This is a genomic window from Niabella aquatica (genome assembly GCF_054779315.1).
In genome coordinates this window covers 318,885-338,556 of record NZ_BAAGYM010000038.1, presented here as the reverse complement: position 1 = coordinate 338,556, position 19,672 = coordinate 318,885, and the positions used below count along the sequence as shown (strand labels likewise).

At 40.8% G+C, this 19,672-nt stretch carries 28 protein-coding genes; 4 read left to right on the top strand and 24 right to left on the bottom strand.

The genetic code is table 11. From position 1 onward, the window contains the following. Positions 1–56 precede the first annotated feature (56 nt). Together ACYVBM_RS21170 and ACYVBM_RS21165 are read left to right on the top strand one after the other, a co-directional pair. On the top strand, positions 57–1,112 hold the full coding sequence (locus ACYVBM_RS21170) for an alpha/beta hydrolase (protein WP_460687695.1): 1,056 nt from the start codon (positions 57–59) through the stop codon (positions 1,110–1,112). Positions 1,113–1,147: 35 nt separating this feature from the next. Further along, positions 1,148–2,350, top strand: a complete 1,203-nt coding sequence (locus ACYVBM_RS21165) for a PepSY-associated TM helix domain-containing protein (RefSeq protein ID WP_460687694.1) — start codon at positions 1,148–1,150, stop codon at positions 2,348–2,350. Here ACYVBM_RS21165 and ACYVBM_RS21160 read toward each other — a convergent pair. From ACYVBM_RS21160 to rpsJ, 24 genes are all read right to left on the bottom strand, one after another. After that, a complete protein-coding gene (locus tag ACYVBM_RS21160) occupies positions 2,347–3,594 on the bottom strand; it encodes a BaiN/RdsA family NAD(P)/FAD-dependent oxidoreductase (protein ID WP_460687693.1) in 1,248 nt (415 codons plus the stop codon). The two genes, ACYVBM_RS21165 and ACYVBM_RS21160, sit on opposite strands and share 4 nt — an antisense overlap. A 30-nt stretch (positions 3,595–3,624) precedes the next feature. Further along, on the bottom strand, positions 3,625–4,422 hold the full coding sequence (gene map, locus ACYVBM_RS21155; protein WP_460687692.1) for a type I methionyl aminopeptidase: 798 nt from the start codon (positions 4,420–4,422) through the stop codon (positions 3,625–3,627). Positions 4,423–4,490: 68 nt separating this feature from the next. Further along, positions 4,491–5,831 carry a preprotein translocase subunit SecY gene (secY, locus tag ACYVBM_RS21150; protein WP_460687691.1) on the bottom strand — a complete coding sequence of 447 codons (1,341 nt, stop codon included), beginning with the start codon at positions 5,829–5,831 and terminating at the stop codon, positions 4,491–4,493. Positions 5,832–5,907: 76 nt separating this feature from the next. Further along, a complete protein-coding gene (rplO, locus tag ACYVBM_RS21145; RefSeq protein ID WP_460687690.1) occupies positions 5,908–6,357 on the bottom strand; it encodes a 50S ribosomal protein L15 in 450 nt (149 codons plus the stop codon). 122 nt (positions 6,358–6,479) lie between these two features. After that, the gene (gene rpmD / locus ACYVBM_RS21140; protein WP_460687689.1) at positions 6,480–6,659 is read right to left on the bottom strand and encodes a 50S ribosomal protein L30; all 180 of its coding nucleotides are present in this window, start codon (positions 6,657–6,659) and stop codon (positions 6,480–6,482) included. Between the two features lie 83 nt (positions 6,660–6,742). After that, positions 6,743–7,261, bottom strand: a complete 519-nt coding sequence (rpsE, locus tag ACYVBM_RS21135) for a 30S ribosomal protein S5 (RefSeq protein ID WP_460687688.1) — start codon at positions 7,259–7,261, stop codon at positions 6,743–6,745. Positions 7,262–7,288: 27 nt separating this feature from the next. Beyond that, complete coding sequence (gene rplR, locus ACYVBM_RS21130; RefSeq protein ID WP_460687687.1) at positions 7,289–7,645, bottom strand: 50S ribosomal protein L18; 357 nt, start codon at positions 7,643–7,645, stop codon at positions 7,289–7,291. A gap of 117 nt (positions 7,646–7,762) precedes the next feature. Beyond that, positions 7,763–8,317, bottom strand: coding sequence for a 50S ribosomal protein L6 (gene rplF / locus ACYVBM_RS21125; protein ID WP_460687686.1), 555 nt, complete (start codon positions 8,315–8,317; stop codon positions 7,763–7,765). A 117-nt stretch (positions 8,318–8,434) separates the two neighbouring features. Next, positions 8,435–8,833: a 30S ribosomal protein S8 gene (gene rpsH / locus ACYVBM_RS21120; RefSeq protein ID WP_460687685.1), complete on the bottom strand. Its 399-nt coding sequence runs from the start codon at positions 8,831–8,833 to the stop codon at positions 8,435–8,437. 110 nt (positions 8,834–8,943) lie between these two features. Further along, positions 8,944–9,213, bottom strand: a complete 270-nt coding sequence (gene rpsN, locus ACYVBM_RS21115; protein ID WP_346238789.1) for a 30S ribosomal protein S14 — start codon at positions 9,211–9,213, stop codon at positions 8,944–8,946. A gap of 23 nt (positions 9,214–9,236) precedes the next feature. Further along, positions 9,237–9,812 (bottom strand): 50S ribosomal protein L5, encoded by a 576-nt coding sequence (gene rplE / locus ACYVBM_RS21110; protein WP_460687684.1) that lies wholly within the window; start codon positions 9,810–9,812, stop codon positions 9,237–9,239. Between the two features lie 52 nt (positions 9,813–9,864). After that, complete coding sequence (rplX, locus tag ACYVBM_RS21105; RefSeq protein WP_460687683.1) at positions 9,865–10,200, bottom strand: 50S ribosomal protein L24; 336 nt, start codon at positions 10,198–10,200, stop codon at positions 9,865–9,867. Between the two features lie 101 nt (positions 10,201–10,301). Continuing rightward, positions 10,302–10,670 carry a 50S ribosomal protein L14 gene (gene rplN / locus ACYVBM_RS21100; RefSeq protein ID WP_330973951.1) on the bottom strand — a complete coding sequence of 123 codons (369 nt, stop codon included), beginning with the start codon at positions 10,668–10,670 and terminating at the stop codon, positions 10,302–10,304. A 144-nt stretch (positions 10,671–10,814) separates the two neighbouring features. Next, complete coding sequence (gene rpsQ, locus ACYVBM_RS21095; protein WP_460687682.1) at positions 10,815–11,072, bottom strand: 30S ribosomal protein S17; 258 nt, start codon at positions 11,070–11,072, stop codon at positions 10,815–10,817. 17 nt (positions 11,073–11,089) lie between these two features. Next, positions 11,090–11,305: a 50S ribosomal protein L29 gene (rpmC, locus tag ACYVBM_RS21090; protein ID WP_460687681.1), complete on the bottom strand. Its 216-nt coding sequence runs from the start codon at positions 11,303–11,305 to the stop codon at positions 11,090–11,092. A gap of 112 nt (positions 11,306–11,417) precedes the next feature. Beyond that, positions 11,418–11,840 (bottom strand): 50S ribosomal protein L16, encoded by a 423-nt coding sequence (rplP, locus tag ACYVBM_RS21085; RefSeq protein WP_460687680.1) that lies wholly within the window; start codon positions 11,838–11,840, stop codon positions 11,418–11,420. Positions 11,841–11,965: 125 nt separating this feature from the next. After that, complete coding sequence (gene rpsC, locus ACYVBM_RS21080) at positions 11,966–12,721, bottom strand: 30S ribosomal protein S3 (RefSeq protein WP_460687679.1); 756 nt, start codon at positions 12,719–12,721, stop codon at positions 11,966–11,968. 9 nt (positions 12,722–12,730) lie between these two features. Next, positions 12,731–13,138, bottom strand: a complete 408-nt coding sequence (rplV, locus tag ACYVBM_RS21075) for a 50S ribosomal protein L22 (protein WP_460687678.1) — start codon at positions 13,136–13,138, stop codon at positions 12,731–12,733. A gap of 103 nt (positions 13,139–13,241) precedes the next feature. Further along, positions 13,242–13,508, bottom strand: coding sequence for a 30S ribosomal protein S19 (gene rpsS / locus ACYVBM_RS21070; RefSeq protein ID WP_346238781.1), 267 nt, complete (start codon positions 13,506–13,508; stop codon positions 13,242–13,244). Between the two features lie 28 nt (positions 13,509–13,536). Then, positions 13,537–14,376: a 50S ribosomal protein L2 gene (rplB, locus tag ACYVBM_RS21065; protein ID WP_460687677.1), complete on the bottom strand. Its 840-nt coding sequence runs from the start codon at positions 14,374–14,376 to the stop codon at positions 13,537–13,539. 163 nt (positions 14,377–14,539) lie between these two features. Beyond that, a complete protein-coding gene (gene rplW / locus ACYVBM_RS21060) occupies positions 14,540–14,839 on the bottom strand; it encodes a 50S ribosomal protein L23 (RefSeq protein WP_460687676.1) in 300 nt (99 codons plus the stop codon). Between the two features lie 77 nt (positions 14,840–14,916). After that, entirely contained in the window at positions 14,917–15,558 is a 642-nt protein-coding gene (gene rplD, locus ACYVBM_RS21055) for a 50S ribosomal protein L4 (RefSeq protein ID WP_460687675.1), read from the bottom strand. 62 nt (positions 15,559–15,620) lie between these two features. Continuing rightward, positions 15,621–16,238, bottom strand: coding sequence for a 50S ribosomal protein L3 (gene rplC, locus ACYVBM_RS21050; protein WP_460687674.1), 618 nt, complete (start codon positions 16,236–16,238; stop codon positions 15,621–15,623). Between the two features lie 261 nt (positions 16,239–16,499). Further along, positions 16,500–16,805: a 30S ribosomal protein S10 gene (rpsJ, locus tag ACYVBM_RS21045; protein ID WP_008584585.1), complete on the bottom strand. Its 306-nt coding sequence runs from the start codon at positions 16,803–16,805 to the stop codon at positions 16,500–16,502. A gap of 580 nt (positions 16,806–17,385) precedes the next feature. Here rpsJ and ACYVBM_RS21040 point away from each other — a divergent pair. Both ACYVBM_RS21040 and pafA read left to right on the top strand, forming a co-directional pair. After that, positions 17,386–17,769 carry a hypothetical protein gene (locus ACYVBM_RS21040; RefSeq protein WP_460687673.1) on the top strand — a complete coding sequence of 128 codons (384 nt, stop codon included), beginning with the start codon at positions 17,386–17,388 and terminating at the stop codon, positions 17,767–17,769. A 91-nt stretch (positions 17,770–17,860) separates the two neighbouring features. Next, on the top strand, positions 17,861–19,489 hold the full coding sequence (gene pafA / locus ACYVBM_RS21035; RefSeq protein ID WP_460687672.1) for an alkaline phosphatase PafA: 1,629 nt from the start codon (positions 17,861–17,863) through the stop codon (positions 19,487–19,489). Positions 19,490–19,672: the final 183 nt, after the last annotated feature.

Genomic DNA, 19,672 nt, shown 5'->3' with positions numbered 1-19,672 from the left:
TAATTATAAATGTTGGACTGTTACAAAGCAGTCCAACATTTGATTTTAAATCAATAATGATACGGTCAGTTTTTACTATACTCGTTTTTTTTGTAAGTGCAGCCTGTATAGCCCAGGACTCTTTGTTTACCGGAACAAAGCACCAGCTATATTCCAAAGTCTTAAAAGAAGAAAGACCTTATCGCGTAGCGCTTCCTAAAAGCTATACCGATAAAAAATATACCCCCGCAAGCTATCCTGTTTTATATGTGCTGGACGGAGAAATGGCTTTTGAATACTACACCGCCATTGTTCGGTTTTTAAGCAAGGGCGTATATGCCAGCATCCCCGAAATGATAGTGGTAGGTATTGATAATACAGATAGGACCAGAGACCTTACCCCTACACCAGCATCCAAGCGTTCGCCCGATGATGCTTCCAAAATATTATTTACCGATAGCGGCGGCGGAGAAAATTTTATACAGTTCATCGGTACAGAATTAATGCCTGCTATTGACAGCGCTTACAGAACGAATGGCTATCAGCTATTTGCCGGCCATTCTTTCGGAGGGTTACTTGCTACCTATACTTTATTGAACCACACCCATCTTTTTAATGCCTACCTGGTACATGATCCCAGCCTCTGGTGGGATCACCAATATATGTTAAAGCAAACCGCTCAACTGCTGCCGGGTATCCAATTTAAAAATACAAGAGTATATGTTTCGCAGGCCAATAATGAAGACAAAGGATCGTTTGATGACCATTTTGAAAGCATTAAAGCTTTTCGCCACATTTGCGATTCAATAAATAATCAGACACTGACATTACAATACAGGTTTTACGAATATGAAGATCATGGTACGCTTCCGCTGCCTGCTACTTTCGACGGGCTCAGGTATATTTTTGATGGATTCCGGACCGATTTTAAAAAAATCGCTTCCAATAAGAATCATTTAACAGAAAACTATAAAATTTTCTCTCAAAAAGTAAACTATACTTTTCAGCCGTCTGAGCCCATGCTTGATTTTATAGTAAGCTATTTTAAAAAACAAAATAAAATGGAAGCGGCAGAAGCAGTGCTTAAACAATACCAGCTTCTTTATCCTGAAACAGCACCGCTAAAGCTATAGTATACAATATTTATCATCTCAAACTATCTATATAAATGGCAGTAATTAAAACCAGCGGGGTTCCTTCAAAAAAGAAAAAAGGAAGTTTGTTTAACAGGATCATTGCATGGCTGCACCTTTGGCCCAGCATTGTATCGGGCATTATTGTAGTTTTTGTATGCCTTACCGGCACCATTATAGTGTATAACGAGGAAATCATGGATTATACTGCCGGCGATGCCAAATATGTAACGGTGCCTCATCAGGCCAAACGTATTGCCCATGATGAAATCGTTAAAAAAGTAACCGCCTATGATCCGGATCTGGCTATTTCCGAATTTGTCCTTTTTAAGGATCCTGCAAGAAGCATGCGTATCCGAGCTTTCAATCCCAAGAAAAGAAAGCTGTCAATGGTATATGTAAATCCCTATTCGGGTGAAGTACTGAAAGTGGATAATACGGTCTTCTTCTTTTTTGTAACAGCCCATTTACATGCAGAGCTCCTGGCAGGTAAGGTTGGAGGATGGACCGTAGCCATTGCAACCATCGTATTTGTGATAAGCTGCATTACCGGCCTGGTGCTGTGGTGGCCTAAGAAATGGAACAGAGCTACCCGGCAGGCCAGCTTTACTATTAAATGGAAGGCCCGGTTTAAACGCCTTAATTATGACCTGCATAATGTGTATGGATTTTACTCGCTGCTGGTATGCATGATATTGGGAACAACAGGATTGATTATATTCTTTCATCCATTGATGAACCTAACCATAAAAGCTACCGGCGGAACGCTGGCACATCTGGATGAAGTGCTGCCCAAAATGGATACTACCAAAGCTTCTAAAGACATGGTGTATTTTGCTTACCAGGTTTTGGAAAAAGACTATCCCGAGAAAAAAATGGTCAGCATCTGGAATTTTGACAAGCAGGAACTGGGTGCCTTTGTTTTCACCTCCGGCCACGCCAACCTGAAAAGCACCGAAAACGCCGATATTACTATTTATGACCGTTATACAGGAGAGAAAATAGCGGTTGATAAAAAATATCTTCAGCATGAAAAAACAGAAAACATTGTCTGGCAGCTGCATATGGGGCAATGGTGGGGCTGGGTTGGAAAACTCTCGACCTTCCTTGCCGGCATCGTGGCTACTTCATTACCCATTACCGGCTTCCTGATCTGGTGGGGCAGAAGAAATAAAAAGACCAAAAGAAAGGTAATCGTAAAAAAGCCAGAAACGGCTGCTACAACAGTTCCGGTTTAGTTTTCAGCCAGGCCGATATCAGCAATCGCTTTGGCGGCTACCCACCCGGTGCTCCATGCGTTTTGAAAATTATACCCACCGGTAATACCATCTACATCAATCACCTCGCCTGCAAAAAACAGGTGAGGTATTTTTTTGCTCATCATTGTGGCGGAATCTATCTCGTTTAAGAAGAGTCCACCGGCAGTTACAAATTCCTCTTTAAATGTGGTTTTACCATTAACCGAAAAAGGATAAGCTGTAAGATTCCTTATTAATTCATTCTGAGGTTTAGCCTGCAGATCTGCTCTCCGGCAGCCTTCCGCCACTCCGCTCTGATGCAGGAGGAACTCCCATAAACGTTGTGGCAATCCAAAAGGATTTTTATGATGTAATAATTGAGAACCATTCTCTGTTCTTAATTGCAGCATCCGTTCTTTAAGCGTTTGTTCATTGTATTGTGGTAACCAGCTCACTAAAATATCAAACTGCCAGTTTTTTTCTGCCAGCTCACGCGCAGCGTAGGCACTTAATTTTAGTATGGCCGGACCACTCAACCCCCAGTGCGTAATCAATACCGATCCTTGCTGTTGCATCCGGGTTCCTATAATTTTTACCACCGCATCTGTTACACTTACTCCCATCAATTTCGTTACAGGATGTTGAGGCAAATTGAATGTGAACAAAGACGGAACAGGGGCAGCGAAACTATGGCCGGTGTTTTTCAGCCAGTCGAACATAGAAGCTTTTGGAGCGCCTCCTGTAGCAATGCAGACAAAATCAGCGGTTAGCTTCTGATGTGTTGATGTTTCTAATTCAAAGCTTCCGTTAACAGCGCTAACAGCTTTTATATCACATTGCATCTTTATTTGTATATTGAATTTATCCGCTTCCTTCAATAAACAATCAATAATAGTCTGGGAAGAATCAGTTACAGGAAACATGCGCCCATCCGGTTCTGTTTTAAGTTGTACACCACGTTCTTTAAACCACTCAATCGTATCTTTTGTAAAAAAGTGATGAAACAGTTTTTTTACAAAATTATTTCCGCGGGGATACCGTTTGCTCATTTCTACAATATCAAAACAGGCATGAGTTACATTACAACGGCCTCCACCGCTTATTTTTACCTTTGAAAGGAGCCTGCTGGAACGTTCAACGATCGTCACTTTTAATGCAGTGTTCATTCTTGCTGCATTAACTGCGCAGAAAAACCCGGCAGCGCCGCCGCCAATTACCATGAGGGATTGGGGTTCATGTTTCATAGCCGATGGTCAATAAACGATGGGCTCACTTCAACAGACAAACAAATTACTGTTTGCCCGCTCCGCCTCTTCAATAGGTGCATAGTTGGAAAGTATATCAGCCCTGTCTTTTCTCACACACACGTCATGTTCAAAATGTACAGAAGGTGTGCCATCCTTTGTCTTCACCGTCCAGCCGTCTTTTTCAGTATATACCTCTTTTCTTCCCATGTTAATCATAGGCTCAATAGCCAGTACCATACCCTCTTTAAGCTTTACACCGCTTCCACGCTTGCCGTAATTCGGCACCTGCGGATCTTCGTGCATACTCTGCCCTAAACCATGCCCAACCAGTTCTCTTACCACACCGTAGCCATTCTTCTTTTCTGTATGCTCCTGGATGGCAAAAGCGATATCGCCCATACGATTACCTGCAACGGCTTTTTCAATACCTTTATATAATGATTCTTTAGTGATCTTTACAAGCTGCTGTACTTCTCTGGGCACCTCCCCGATCACGAATGTATAGGCATGGTCTCCATGCCATTTGTTTAATATAACTCCTACATCAATAGAAACGACATCACCATCCTTCAGTTCGTTTTTATTGGGAAATCCATGCACCACCACATCGTTCACCGAAATACATGAATTATACGGATAACCATGATAGTTCAGAAAAGAAGGGACTCCGTTGCGATCTCGTATATATTTACCAATAAACTCATCAAGGGATAAGGTAGTAATACCTGGCGTAAGAATTTTGGCAACCTCGCTTAATGTTTCACTTACCAGCAAAGCGCTCCTGCGCATCAGCTCTACCTGTTCATCTGTTTTAATAATAATCATAACCTGCAAATTTCATAAAAAAACCCGGTATTTTAACCGGGTTAAAGAGATATTAAATGAGATCATTGCTAAATCTGAACTGCAGATGCAGTTTGCCGCCCCTGTATGCGGCCACTTTTCATTAATCCGTCATACTGGCGCATCATCAGCTGTGTTTCGATTTGCTGAAGTGTATCAAGAATTACGCCCACCATGATCAGCAACGATGTACCGCCGAAGAACATCGCAAAGCCCTGTGTCATGCCAAACAGCAATTGGATAATTCCGGGAAGGATGCCCACTAAAGCCAGCATAACTGCACCGGGGAATGTGATCCTGTCCATAATAGTACCAATATAATCAGTTGTCGGCTGCCCTGGCTTTACACCGGGTATAAAACCGTTATTCTGCTTAAGATTATCAGAAATCTGCTTGGGGTTGAATATTAAGGCTGTATATAAGAAGGTAAAGCCAATTACTACTGCAGAGTAAATAAGCATGTACCAGCCGTTGGTATGATCGGTAAACATCTTACCTAATTCGCTGCCACTTTTACCCATCGTAAATAAGGTGGGAATAAAAAGTATTGCCTGGGCAAAAATGATAGGCATTACACCTGCGCTGTTTACTTTTAAGGGTAAAAACTGGCGGGCGCCACCAAACTGCCGGTTGCCTACAATTTGTTTGGCATAATTAACCGGCACTTTCCTTACTGCCTGTATCAGCAATATACATCCCATATTGATAGCAATATATAAAGCGATCTCAATAATGAAAATGAGTATATTACCGGTACGCTCCGAGCGGAATGCCAGTTCCTGTGCAAAAGCCTGTGGCAAACGGGCAAGGATCCCTATCATAATGATCAGGGAGGTACCATTACCGAGGCCTTTATCTGTAATTTTTTCACCCAGCCACATTACAAATAAAGTACCGGCAGTTAATACCACCACCGTGGTCAGTGTAAAATAAGTAACGCCATAACCGGCTATAATTGCCGGGCCAGATGTTTGCTGCAGGTAAGCCACATAAGCAAATGCCTGTACAACGGTAACCATTACGGTTATATAACGGGTGATCTGATTGATCTTTTTACGGCCGCTCTCACCTTCTTTCTGCATTTTCTGGAAAGAAGGAACTAATACGGTCATCAGCTGCACAAAGATAGAGGCAGTGATATAAGGCATAATACCCAGGGCAAAAATGGAAGCCATATTAAAGGCACCACCGGCAAAGGTATTAATGAGATCGAGGATACCATTTTGAGAATGAGATTTGCTCAGTTGCTCTAAAATAATCGGATTGATCCCCGGTAAAGTGATATGCGCCCCAATCCTGTAAACAGCAACAAGCAATAAAGTGTAAAGAATTTTACTTCTCAACTCTTCAATGCTCCAGATATTCTTTAATGTTTGTATAAATTTTTTCACCTGATTTCTTCTTGATTAAACAATCGTCGAATTTAAATGATGCAGCACTCCGGTAGCCCATTTAAATTTTTCAGAATTACTTTACAACTTCTACAGATCCACCGGCAGCTTCAATCAGCGATTTAGCTTTCTCGCTTATTGCATGAACCTTAAAGCTGAATTGGCCCTTCAGTTCACCAGTACCCAATATCTTGATCTTGTCGGTTTTGGCAGCTGCACCTATTGAATATAAAGATTCAAAAGTAAATTCAGTTAAACCATATACTTCAGCATAGTGATCGAACTGGCCTACGTTAAATACTTTATAGGTTATTTTACCTGGATTTTTAAACCCTCTTTTAGGAACACGGCGCTGAATAGGCATCTGTCCGCCCTCATGTGCCATTTTGCTTTTATAACCTGCACGGCTTTGGCCACCTTTATTACCTTTTGTAGATGTGCCACCATAACCGCTTCCTTCACCACGGCCAATTCTTTTTTCCTTGTGTGTAGAACCTTTTGCAGGTTTTAATTCATGCAATTTCATTATATGCTTTTTATTACTTACGCCTCAAAGCGGAGGCTCGCTTTATAAAAAATAAATGTAGAATTTAAGGCTGCAAATGTAACACACTTACACATTAAATTCTACATTCTGTATCGAAAAAATTAGATTTCTTCTACTTTCAGCATGTGCTCTACCTTACGGATCATACCCAGCACCTGCGGTGTAGCTTCTACTTCTTTACTGCTGTTGGTTTTGTTAAGTCCTAAAGCCTTTAAGGTTAATTTTTGCCTTTCAGGGCGATCAATCGGACTTTTTACCAATGTTATTTTTACTTTCTTCATTTCGAATATGTTTGAGGTTCAAAGTTGAAAGTTTAAAGCTTATTACAAAATATTGAACTTTAAACGTCTAACTTCAAACGGTATTAACCTTGAAATACTTTCTTTAAACCCAGGTTACGTGTTTTAGAAATGGTTACCGGCTCACGCAACATTGCCAAAGCTTTAACCGTAGCTTTAACCACGTTATGGGGATTAGCAGAACCTAAAGATTTTGCTAACACATTTTGTATACCGGCAGCTTCCAGTACTGCACGCATAGAGCCCCCTGCAATAACTCCGGTACCTGGTGTTGCAGGCAGAATCATTACTTTGGCAGCGCCTTCCTTGCACCATTGATCATGAGGAATAGTGCCTTTTAAAATAGGTACTTTGATGAGGTTCTTTTTGGCATCTTCAATGCCTTTTGTAATAGCTTCCTGCACTTCCTTGGCCTTACCCAAACCATGGCCTACAACACCATTACCATCACCTACTACTACTAAAGCTGAAAAACTAAAAGCACGGCCACCTTTAGTGGTTTTTACCACCCGGTTAATAGCTACCACCTTGTCTTTTAACTCAAGATCGTTTGCTTTTACTTTGTTGTACGTAACTGTTGACATTATTTCTATTTAGAATTATAGTATTTATTAAAATTGAAGACCGCCTTCCCTTGCACCTTCTGCCACTGCTTTTACACGGCCGTGGTATAAATAACCACCGCGGTCAAAAATCACTTCTTTCACGCTCAGCTCACCGGCTTTCCGGGCAATAGCTGCGCCTACCAGCTTGCTTTTATCGGTCTTGTTCCCGGTTTGAGCCATAATATCTTTATCTTTTGAAGAAGCAGCAGCAATGGTTAAACCCTTGCTGTCATCGATCAGCTGCGCATAAATATCAGTATTGCTGCGGAATACTGCTAATCTTGGCTTTTCTGCAGTGCCGCTTATTTTTTTACGGATAGTGTGGCGGATCTTGGTTCTTCTTAATGATTTTGCGTTTGCCATTTTTTTAATTTGAGATTTGAGATTTGAGATTTGAGATTGCTATCCCCAAAATATCCCGAGTCTCCTTAATATTTATTTTACCTCTTTAATTTCAAATTAGAAATTAAAGATCAGAAATTATTTACCTGCTGATTTACCTGCTTTCTTCCTTACAATTTCACCTACAAACCGAACACCTTTTCCTTTATAAGGCTCTGGCTTGCGCAGGCTGCGGATTTTGGCACATACCGCACCTACCAGTTGTTTATCGCTTCCCGCGATGGTGATGATTGGGTTTTGACCTTTCAACTGCTCTGTGGCAACAGTCAGTTCTTTGGGAACCTCTACGATAATATTATGAGAGTACCCTAAAGAAAGATCTAAAATGTTACCCTGGTTGGTGGCTTTATAACCCACACCCACAAGTTCCATTTTCTTTTCAAAGCCATCGGTAACACCCTGTACCAGGTTAGCCAGTAAGGCGCGGTACAAACCATGCTGGGCACGGTGTTCGATCTGGTCTGTAGAACGGCTTAAAGTTACCTGGCCATCTTTTACTTCTACTTTAATATCGGGGTTAACAGCCTGTTTTAATTCACCCTTTTTTCCTTTCACGGTAACTACGTTATCGCTGCTCACCTGTACGGTTACCCCGTCCGGAACTGTAATGATTTTTTTACCTATACGAGACATTGTAATTGTCGATTTTAAAACCCCGTTTTGCAGGGTAAGTTTATAAATTGTATATTCTTTGCCAACCGATCAGCCTACATAGGCCCGGCTTAATGTATTGGCAACTTATTATACTGCTTAGTAGATGTAGCAAAGAACTTCTCCTCCTACATTCTGAGCCCTTGCTTCTTTATCAGTCATTACGCCTTTAGAAGTAGACAGTATAGCTACGCCCAAACCATTTTTCACCCTGCGGATCTCAGCAGGTTTTGCATACTGGCGTAAACCCGGGCGGCTTACCCTTTCCAGGCTCTGAATAGCAGGCTGTTTTGTGTCCGAATCATACTTTAACGCTATTTTAATAACCCCTTGCTTGTTATCTTCCTCAAATTTATACTTAAGAATATAACCTTGTTTGTACAGGATCTCTGTCATGCGTTTTTTAAGGTTAGATGCAGGAATATCAACCACACGGTGACCCGCCATCTGGGCGTTACGTATTCTTGTTAAAAAATCTGCTATAGGATCTGTTACCATAATCTTATTTAATATTGTCCCGAAGTTATCAGGATGTTAATTGAATATTGACATTTGATGCCCGATGCCTGATCTTAAGTTTATTAGGTATCCTGCATCTCGCATTTGAACTACCAGCTTGCTTTTTTAAGTCCGGGAATTTTACCGTTCAAAGCCATGTCTCTTAAAGCAACCCTGGAAATTCCAAAGTAACGTACATACCCTTTAGGACGACCTGTCAGCTGGCAACGGTTCTTAAGACGAACTTTAGATGAGTTTTTAGGGAGCTTATCTAAAGCGGCATAATCACCGGCTTTTTTTAATTCTTCTCTTTTAGCCGCATACTGCTCAACTAATTTTTCTCTTTTTAGCTGACGGGCTTTTATTGAAGTTTTTGCCATTTTATATTATTCAGTTTTGTTAATTACTCAGCGTTTCTTTTAATGTTTTTGAAAGGCATACCTAACTCTTTCAACAGTTCATAAGCCTCTTCATCCGTACCGGCACTGGTAACGAAAGTAATATCCATACCAGTGATCTTGTTCACTTTGTCGATATCAATTTCAGGAAAAATGATTTGCTCGGTTACTCCCATAGTATAGTTACCACGGCCATCAAAAGATTTTTCATTAATACCTTTAAAATCACGTACGCGTGGCAGGGCAACAGAGATCAGCCGGTCTAAAAACTCGTACATCTTTTCACCACGCAAAGTAACCCTTGCACCAATCGGCATATGCTTACGCAGCTTAAAGTTAGAGATATCTTTTTTAGACTGTGTTACAACCGCTTTCTGGCCAGTGATGGTTGAGAGCTCGTCTACCGCCACATCCACCAGCTTTTTATCGGTAACGGCACCGTTTACACCACGGTTCACGCAAATTTTTTCAAGCCTGGGTGCCTGCATTACACTTTTGTAAGCAAACTTCTTAACCAAAGCAGGCACTACTTCGCTTTTATATTTTGCTGCCAACCTTGGAATATATGTATTTGTGCTCATGATCTTTTGTTGTTTTAATCTTTAAAAACCTGCCTGTCGGCAGACAAAGGGATTAAATTTTTTCACCCGATTTTTTAAATACGCGTACAGTTTTACCATTGTCGCGTTCGCGCTTTACTTTAGAAGGTGCTTTTGCTTTGGCATCCCATAACATTACATTACTGATGTTAATGGGAGCTTCGCTTTTTATAATACCTCCTTTGGTATTTTGCGCAGAAGGTTTGGTATGACGTGTTTTAATGTTAACACCTTCTACCAACACTTTTCCTTCTTCTACCAATACTTCTTTTACAAGGCGTGGTTTGGTTTTGTCCTTATCTGCACCAGTTATCACAACCACCTGGTCGCCTTTTTTAATGTTGTACTTGGGTTTAAATCTGTTGCTCATTTTATTATGCTTAATGCTCAATGCTTAAAGCTCAATGCTTAAAGCTTGGTGCTATTTAACGTTTATTGCTTTCAGCTTCCGGCTTTTAGCCTTAGCCTGTATTAAAGTACTTCCGGTGCTAACGATACAATTTTCATGTACCCTTTATCACGCAGTTCCCTGGCTACGGGGCCAAAGATACGTGTGCCTCTTGGCTCATCAGCAGCATTTAAAATTACCACCGCATTGTCATCGAACCTGATATAAGAACCATCTTTACGGCGCAGTTTATTGGTAGTACGTACAATTACCGCTTTGGCAACCGTACCTTTTTTAATACCTCCTGCAGGCATTGCGTCTTTAACGGTAACTACTATTTTATCGCCGATTTTTGCATAACGCTGGCCGCTGTTACCCAGAACACGAATACAAAGTACCTCCTTCGCGCCACTGTTATCTGCTACATTTAACCTGCTTTCTTGCTGTATCATTTCTTAGATTTTAGATGTTAGATTTCAGATGTTAGATTAAAAGCTCTTTCGTCCAAAATCATCCCCTTTACAATATTTTACTAAGCTTAACAATTTTTGTATTTAATGATAAAAGTCTAAATACTAATATCTAAATACTAAAACCTATTTAACTTTTTCTACTACTTCAACCAGCCTCCAGCGCTTCAATTTACTAAGCGGACGGGTTTCCATAATTTTTACGGTATCTCCAATGCTGCACTCATTTTTATCATCATGAGCATGAAACTTAGTTGTTTTTTTCAAAAACTTACCGTAGATAGGGTGCTTTACTTTTCTTTCTACAGCAACAGTTATGGTTTTCTCCATCTTATTGCTGGTTACTACCCCTATTCTTGTTTTTCTTAAATTTCTTTCAGACATTTTAAACTATTTGTTATTTATGCTTGCTCAACCGCAGATTTCTGGCTGATCAAAGTTTGGATACGGGCAATGTCCTGGCGCAGGCTGCGGATAGACATAGGGTTCTCTAGCGGAGTAATAGCGTGTGCAAACTCCAGCTTTTTTAACCTTTGTTTAGATTGCTCCAGCTGCACTTTAAGATCTTCTGCACTTAATCCTTTAATGCTATCTAAAAATTCTTTCTTCTTTGACATGATATTAATTTGAAAATTTGAGAGTATGAAAATGTGAAAATCTCTTTATCTAAAAATCAATCGGTGTGTTATTTATTAATTTGCACACTTACACATTATCACATTTAACATATTAATTTGTAATCAAATCCCTGCGCATGGTAAACCTGGTCTTGATCGGCAGCTTGCCCGAAGCCAGTTGTAATGCCCTGCGCGCTACTTCTTCACTAACACCATCCACTTCGAATATAATACGGCCCGGCTGTACTACCGCAGCCCAGTACTCAAGGTTACCTTTACCTTTACCCATACGTACCTCTGCAGGTTTGTTAGTAATGGGCTTGTCTGGAAAAATACGGATCCATACATTACCTTCCCTTTTCATGCTACGTGTAAGCGCCTGGCGGGCAGCTTCTATCTGGCGGTCGGTAATCCAATGAGAGTCTAACGCTTTTAAAGCATAGGAACCAAAAGATATTGTAGTACCTCTTTTAGCATCGCCTTTCATGCGACCCTTCTGCATTTTCCTGTGCTTGGTTCTCTTCGGTTGTAACATTGCTATTTAATTTGAAAATTTGAAAATGTGAGAATGTGAAAATGAACTCCCACTATCAAAATTCTTTTTATCTTTTATAAACAGGAAATACTATTTTCACATTTCCATATTTACTCATTCAATTATTAATTTTTTCTTTCTCTTGCACCGCGACGGTCACCCCTCCTATCATCACGACGGTCCCTGCGCTCTCCACCGGCACCGGTACTCTTATCATTACCGGAAATAAAGTTCGGGTTCAGATCTCTTTTCGATAACACCTCTCCCTTACAAATCCATACTTTGATACCGATTTTACCGTATACTGTTTGAGCAAATACATTCGCATAATCAATATCCATACGGAAAGTATGCAAAGGAACACGGCCTTGCTTGAACTCTTCGCTACGGGCGATTTCAGCACCATTTAAACGGCCGCTTAATTTTACTTTAATACCTTCGGCACCCATACGGAGCGCAGAAGCTATCGCCATTTTGGTAGCCCGCTTAAAATTGATACGGTTTTCGATCTGGCGGGCAATAGTATCCCCTACGATCATAGCATCCGTTTCAGGGCGGCGGATCTCCAGGATATTGATCTGTACATCATCATTGCCTGTAAGCTTCTTCAGCTCTTCCTTGATCCGGTCTACCTCTCCACCACCTTTACCAATGATAATACCTGGTTTAGATGTATGGATAGTGATGATTAACTTTCCTAAAGTTCTTTCAATAACAATTTTAGAGATACCGCCCTTGTTGATGCGGGCATTAAGGTAAGTCCTGATCTTGTTATCTTCAATTAACTTAGAAGCGAAATCTCTTTTGCTTCCGTACCAATTAGATTCCCATCCGCGGATGATACCTAACCTGTTACCAATTGGATTTGCTTTTTGACCCATATTTACTGGTTATGCGTTTTTAGTTTCTTTTGTCTTTTTAGTAGCAGCTTTAGCTTTTTTTGCAGCTTTTTTATCTTCCTCCGCTTTTACATCAACCACCAATGTAACGTGGTTGCTGCGCTTACGTACGCGATAACCACGCCCTTGCGGGGCCGGGCGCATACGCTTTAGCGTTCTGCCACCGTCAACATATATTGTTTTTACAACCAATCCGGTTTCGTCGCCACCTTCGTTAGCCTGCTTCCAGTTGCTGATAGCGCTTAAAACCAGCTTACGGAGAGGTACTGCAGGATGCTTGGGATTGTGCTCTAATTCAGCCAATACCAGATCCACCCTTTGACCACGTATCAGGTCTGCAAGCAGCCTCATTTTACGGGGCGATGTCGGATAATTTCTAAGTTTTGCTACTGCTTCCATTTTTTTTAAGTTTCAGGTTCCGGGTTTCAGGTTTCAGGTTTTGTAACCCTTAGCCCTCACCTCACCTTCTGTTTTTTTAAATATCAATCTTACTCACTATTCACTACTTACCACCGGCATGTCCTTTGAACTGGCGGGTAGGTGCAAACTCACCTAACTTGTGGCCCACCATGAACTCTGTTACATAAACCGGGATGAATTTGTTACCGTTATGTACAGCAAACGTGTGGCCTACAAAATCGGGAGTAATGGTAGAGCGGCGGCTCCAGGTTTTGATCACCGATTTTTTATTTTTCCCTTCGTTGATGGCCAGCACTTTTTTTTCTAAGTGCGTAGCTACATAAGGACCTTTTTTAATTGAACGAGCCATATCTTAATTACTAATTATTAATTTTTAATTATTTCGAAAGCTTCTTTCCGTTTTTACGTTGGATGATCAACTTGTCGCTACCCTTTCCTTTCGTCCTCGTTTTCAAACCTCTTGAGTATTGTCCATTGCGGCTGCGAGGCTGACCACCGGAAGCGCGGCCTTCACCACCACCCATCGGGTGATCTACCGGGTTCATAGCTACACCACGATTTCTTGGCTTAATGCCTTTCCATCTGTTTCTACCGGCTTTACCCATGCTTTGCAGGCTATGGTCGCTGTTACTTACAACACCTACCGTAGCAAAACAATTAATTAATACTTTTCTCAGCTCGCCTGAAGGCATTTTCAATATTGCGTATTTTTCTTCCTTGTTCGTAAGCTGCGCAGAAGAACCGGCACTGCGGGACAATTTACCACCCTGGCCAGGATTTAACTCAATATTGTGAACGTTGGTACCTAAAGGCGTGTTCTTTAATTTAAGCGCATTACCAATTTCAGGTGCCACCGCATCACCGCTGATGATCTTGGTTCCCACGGTTAAACCCTGGGGAGCAATGATATAACGCTTCTCACCATCAGTATATTCAACTAAAGCGATAAAAGCCGTACGGTTCGGATCGTACTCAATAGAAGCTACAGTAGCTTCAATGTTATGTTTATCTCTTTTAAAATCTACAACACGATATTTCTTTTTGTGTCCGCCCCCCCTGTATCTCATAGTAAGATGACCAGAAGAGTTACGTCCACCAGTACTTTTTTTAGCTTCTAACAAGCTCTTTTCAGGCTGGTTAGTTGTGATTTCAGCGTAAGCGTTCCCGATTCTCCAACGGGTTCCGGCTGTCATCGGTTTAAATTTCTTTACTGCCATTTTTCTTGTTTCAGGTTGCTGGTTCCAGGTTTTTCAACCATTACCACAACATTTTTACTTTATTCAACACTTCGCGGCGGTTGTTTGCCTTTCTGTTTCGCTTATCGGGTATAGTCAAAGTTCATGGTGTAAGTGCTATGAACTATATGCCATTACGATGAGCTTATAAATTTGCGTACAAATCAATCTCTTCACCTTCAGCTACTGTTACATAAGCTTTTTTGAACGAAGGCTTACGACCTTTTATGAAACCGGCTTTGGTATAGCGGGTTTTGTTTTTGGCAGGAGCTACAACAGTATTTACACTTGTTACAGTAACACCGTAAAAGCTTTCAATGGCTTTTTTAATCTCCAGCTTGTTTGATCTTTTATCCACCTTAAAAGCATAGCGGCGCAATTTTTCTTGCTGGGCATTGGCTTTTTCGGTTAAAATCGGTTTTATTAAAACTTGAGAAGGATTCATCTTCTTTATAATTTGATAATGTGATAATTTGCTAATGATTTACCCGCTTCTTCTTAATTAGCATATTAGCTCATTGGCTAAACGGCTAATTCTTCGATTTCCTCTTCTGTGAAGATCTTTGCAGCACTTTCTGTAAGCACCAATACTTCTGAATTAACAATATCATAAGTATTCAGATCGCTTAATGTTACACCCAATACAGTAGGTATATTACGCAAAGACAATTCCACATGATCATTAGGCTCTGCAGAAACAAACATCAGCTTTTTATCTCCTACATTCAGGGCATTCAATACACCGGTAAATGTTTTTGTTTTAGGAGCTTCAAAATTCAGATCTTCAACAATAACAATAGCATTTTCCTTTGCCTTGTAGGAAAGAGCAGAGATCTTGGCAAGATCCTTCACTTTCTTATTCAGCTTAAAGCTGTAATCGCGTGGCTTGGGGCCAAAGATAGTACCACCCCCTTTGTATAAAGGGTTACGGATATTACCTTTACGGCTACCACCGGTTCCTTTTTGCTTGTGCAGCTTTTTACTGGATCCTTTTACCTCGGCACGGGTCTTTACTTTGTTAGTACCCTGGCGTTGCGCAGCTAAGTATTGCTTAACTGCAAGATAGATAACGTGATCGTTTGGCTCAATTGCAAAGATATCATCGGGCAATTCAACCGAACGACCGGTACCCTTACCTTGTATATTTAAAACTTCAACTTGCATTTTCTATAATTTTATCCTTCGACTCCCGATAGCTATCGGGACAGGATGACGTTTAATGATGATTAATTTTGAACTAAAACGATCGAACCAATATGACCGGGAACAGAGCCGCTCACCAGTATATAGTTCTTTTCAGGAAATATTTTTACCACTTTCAATCCTTTCATTTTAACCTTGTCGCCACCCATACGGCCTGCCATACGCATACCTTTCATTACACGGCTGGCATCAGATGAGTTACCCAAAGAACCAGGTGCTCTTTGACGGTCGTGCTGCCCGTGCGATTGCTCACCCACACCGTGGAAACCATGACGCTTAACAACGCCCTGAAAACCCTTACCCTTAGTTGTGCCAACAACGCTAACTTTTTCTCCTTCAGAGAAAATGTCAACGCCAATGGTTTCACCAAGGGCCTTTTCTATCGAAAAATCACGAAATTCTGTTGAAAACTTTTTTGCTGTAGTGTTAGCTTTTGCGAAGTGGTTTTTTTCTGCCTGGTTAGTGCGGCTTTCTTTTTTGTCTCCAAATGATACCTGCAATGCACTGTATCCGTCTGTTTCTTTAGTCTTAACCTGTGTAACAACACAAGGACCTGCTTCAATGATCGTGCAGGCAGTTTGTTTGCCCGTAGGATCGTAGATGCTGGTCATCCCTAATTTTTTTCCAATAATACCTTTCATCTTTTTAAAGTTTACGCCTTACAGGATTATTGGGACTTGGAGGCATGAAATACCTTAATCGATCCCCGTTTGCTATCAACCTTTTCCTTTCTGGGGAAGTACTGATAGTAAACAAACCCTGAACGGCTTGTTTTATGTTGGCTCCCAACTATTTATCGCTGAGAATATTTTTAATCAGAGCTCTTTTATTCCTTGACGGAGTTGAGAGATGACAATGTATTGTAAGAACTAAATGTTCGAATCTCTGCAGATTCGGAAAGCTTATGCTTTGATTTCCACTTCAACACCGCTGGGCAGGTCTAATTTAGACAATGCATCTACCGTACGGGAAGAAGAAGTATATATATCCAACAACCTTTTGTGAGTAGCTAACTGAAATTGCTCACGGCTCTTTTTATTTACGTGAGGAGAGCGAAGAACAGTGAATATTTTACGGTGTGTAGGCAGAGGAATAGGACCTGTTACTACAGCGCCGGTGCTACGTACTGTTTTTACGATCTTTTCAGCTGACTTGTCAACCAGGTTGTGATCGTAAGATTGTAATTTTATTCTGATTCTTTGCGACATTGTTAGATACCCTTTTGAATTGGGAGTGCAAATGTAGGACGAAGATTTGGAATAATCTAATTTTTAAAAAAGAATTTTCAAATTACTGTATCGAAAATAAAAGATTTCTGAAGGGCTAATCCAAAGATATACTTTTTATCCGCTTAAAACGGGGAAGCCTGTAGCATACAGGGCAAACGCATCTAATTTTTATGCTCATATGCTCGCCGGCTGAGTGTTGAGTATGTTTACCTGTACTTTTAATCCTTTCAGTCTTCACTCCGGTATTGGGAGCCCAAAGTGATGCAATAATATATAAGTGTATACACCTATTGCGTCGTAAATATTCAAAGCTATCATAAACAGCTAATATTCAATCATCCGCCTTAAGAAAAACCTGTTTTCGTTAACGGGCTATCCTTGCTTTTCACGGTTTAACTCCTGATCGGAATAGCAGCAGACCATCACAACCGGTATTGGTCATTGCTGTTTTTTTACCATTACCAAAATCGGTGCGTTTCAGTTATATATTGTTAGATAACAGAACATTGTACTGAATGCCAAATATCTTTTTTATCTTTGCCATTCAAAATTAACTTTTATGAAAATTAATTTTCGATTCCTGGCAGTAATATTATCAGCTCTTTTCATCTGCGGCTCCTGTTCTAAAGAGAAAATAGATGAGAATTCGTATGTGATCAGTTATAAATTAACAGGATCTGAGGATGTAAAAATTAAAACCATAAAATATCACACCAACGACGACGGAGGTTTTGAAATACTGAATGTAAATGAAGATGCAGCAGTAAGCTCTTTTGAAAGTCCAACCTATACGCTTCGCATCAAAAGCGCATATATTTTAGCATTTGCTACCGGCACCAGTGCCGCCTCAACATTAACTGCGCAGATATTTAAAGATGGGGTTATGGTAAAAGAATATACCCGAACTGGATTAAACCTGGGTTTGGAACTTGGTCTGCCTTAGCGTCAAATCTGATCATACTTAACCTTAAGATCATAAATTTATTTAGCGTTTCTATTGCTCAATTCCTATTTTTGGGAAAAAAGTACTAGTAATGAAACGTTTATTATTTTTTTTCCTGTTCTTCCAGATTGTTTTACCAGGGTTTGCTCAACCTGTTAAACGTCCAAAACTTGTAGTAGGTATTGTTGTAGACCAGATGCGCTGGGATTATTTATACCGCTACTATGACCGGTACGATAATAATGGCGGATTTAAGCGTATGCTGCATGAAGGATTCAGCTGCGAAAACACTTTTATTAATTACATACCTTCTTATACAGCCATAGGCCACACTACAGTATTTACAGGATCGGTTCCTGCCATTCATGGTATTGCCGGCAATAACTGGATCGACCAGGCCAGTGGAAAAAATGTTTACTGTACCGATGATTCCACTGTTCAGGGAGTAGGCAGCACCTCTGCAGCCGGGAAAATGTCACCGCGCAACCTGCTGGCAACTACAGTTACCGATGAATTACGATTAGCCACCAACTTTCAATCAAAAGTAATTGGCGTTTCTCTTAAAGACAGGGCTTCTATTTTACCGGCAGGCCACCACCCTACCGGTGCTTACTGGTTTGACGATGCCACGGGCAATTTCATTACCAGCAGCTGGTATATGAGTGAATTGCCTAAATGGGCGAGTGATTTTAATGCCAGGAACGAACCGGCCAAGCTCACGGCTGTACCATGGGCCACACTTTACCCGATTAATACCTATAAACAAAGTACTGCAGACGACGTAAAATGGGAAGGTAAATTTAAAGGAGAAACAACTACGGCCTTCCCTCATAACCTGGCAGAATTATATAAAACAGATAAAGATGTGATCCGTAGTTCTCCTTATGGAAATACATTGACCCTGAATTTTGCCAAAGCAGCCATAGATGGTAATAATTTAGGCAGCGGCACTACAACAGACTTCCTTACCATCAATTGCGCTTCTACTGATTATGTAGGACATAAATACGGCCCTAACTCTATCGAAATAGAAGATGTATACCTGCGCCTCGATAAAGAGCTGGGTGCATTTTACCGGTATCTTGACCAAAAAATAGGTAAAGGCAATTACCTCGTTTTCTTAACAGCTGATCATGGCGCTGCTCATGCTGTCAACTTTATGAGAGAATATCAAATGCCTGCAGAGTTTTTAGAACTGAAAAAGATCACCAGCAGCCTGAACCAGGCTCTAAAAGACGAGTTTGGCGCAGAAAAATTAGTTTTATCGAACATGAATTATCAGATCCATTTCAACAAAAAATTAATTAAAGACAAAAAGCTGGATTACGAGTCTGTTAAAAAAGCATCATTAAAATTTCTGAGAGAAATACCTGAAATACAGTTTGTTATTGATATAGAAAATATAGGTGCCGAACCGGTACCTGAACCCATTAAGCAAATGACCATTAATGGTTATAATAATAAGCGTTCGGGCACCATACAGGTAATCCCTTACCCGGCATGGTTTGAAGGAAGCCCCGGCGGTACAGGTACTACCCATGGCACCTGGAACCCACACGATACGCATATTCCACTGGTTTGGATGGGTTGGGGCATTAAACCCGGCAAAAGTAACCGGGAAGTATACATGACCGATATTGCACCTACAGTAGCAGCCCTTCTTCATATCCAGATGCCTAATGGCTGTACAGGCAAAGCCATTGCTGAAGTAACGCAATAGCCTTTTGCAGCATGTCTTTATTAAGCCAGGTTGTATGAAAATCTACAACCTGGCTTTTTATTGACGGTAAATACATCTTTTTATCCGCATCGTAAAAACGGTTTCCTGCTCTGTCTGATACCTTTTAGATTCTGCGTTAAAAAACAAAATATAATGCCTGGAGCATACTCAAAGGCAAGGCCG